Here is a 629-nt window from a genome sequence, read left to right as displayed (position 1 = left end):
GCGCGTGGCGGGCGGCGCGCCGGAGCGAGGCCGGGAGGCCCTCCGGACGCACGCCTGCGGGTCGTGCCACGTCATCCCCGGCCTGCGCGGCGCCGTGGCCTGGGTGGGCCCGCCGCTGACGGAGTGGGCGCGGCGAGGCTACGTGGCCGGCCGTCTGCCGAACACGCCGGAGAACCTGGTCCCCTGGCTGGTGAACCCGCAGGCGGTCTCGCCGGGCTCCGCCATGCCCAACCTCGGCGTGACCGAAGCGGAGGCGCGGGACATGGCGGCCTACCTCTACACCCTCGGCGCGGCGCGAGCGCAGGCGGTGCCGGCCGGGATGCCCCTCGCCCCGGGGCAGGCCGGCCCCAGGGACGACGCCCGCATGCGCCCGCGCGAAGCGGCGCCGGTTTACGGCCAAGGGCGCCCGGGCGGCTGAGGAGCGGCGGCGCGCTCCCGGCTCAGCCGCAGGCGCGCACCAGCGCCGCCGGGATCGCTTGGAACACCACCGCCAACGCGGCCAACGCCGCGGTCGCGGCCGAGAGCCACAGCGAGAAGCGCGGTTCCTCCTCGCCGCCATCGGCGGCGGCTCGGCGCAGCGCGGCTCGCGCGGCCCACAGCACGCCGCCGAGCGCGGCCAGCGCCACACC

Annotated in this window: 2 protein-coding genes; one reads left to right on the top strand and one right to left on the bottom strand. The window is 79.3% G+C overall.

All coding sequences use genetic code 11. The features are described 5' to 3' along the window. Positions 1-418, top strand: a 418-nt coding sequence (locus tag ABD067_RS22335; RefSeq protein ID WP_343897618.1) for a c-type cytochrome, incomplete at its 5' end; no start/stop codon positions are given. A gap of 22 nt (positions 419-440) precedes the next feature. On the opposite strand, the gene ABD067_RS22330 is transcribed toward ABD067_RS22335, so the two are convergent. Further along, on the bottom strand, positions 441-629 hold a 189-nt coding region (locus ABD067_RS22330), incomplete at its 5' end, for a hypothetical protein (RefSeq protein WP_343897617.1).

This window comes from Craurococcus roseus (assembly GCF_039523795.1).
GTDB lineage: Bacteria > Pseudomonadota > Alphaproteobacteria > Acetobacterales > Acetobacteraceae > Craurococcus > Craurococcus roseus.
Note: the sequence above shows the minus strand (reverse complement) of the source record. Positions and strands in the feature narration are given on the sequence as shown.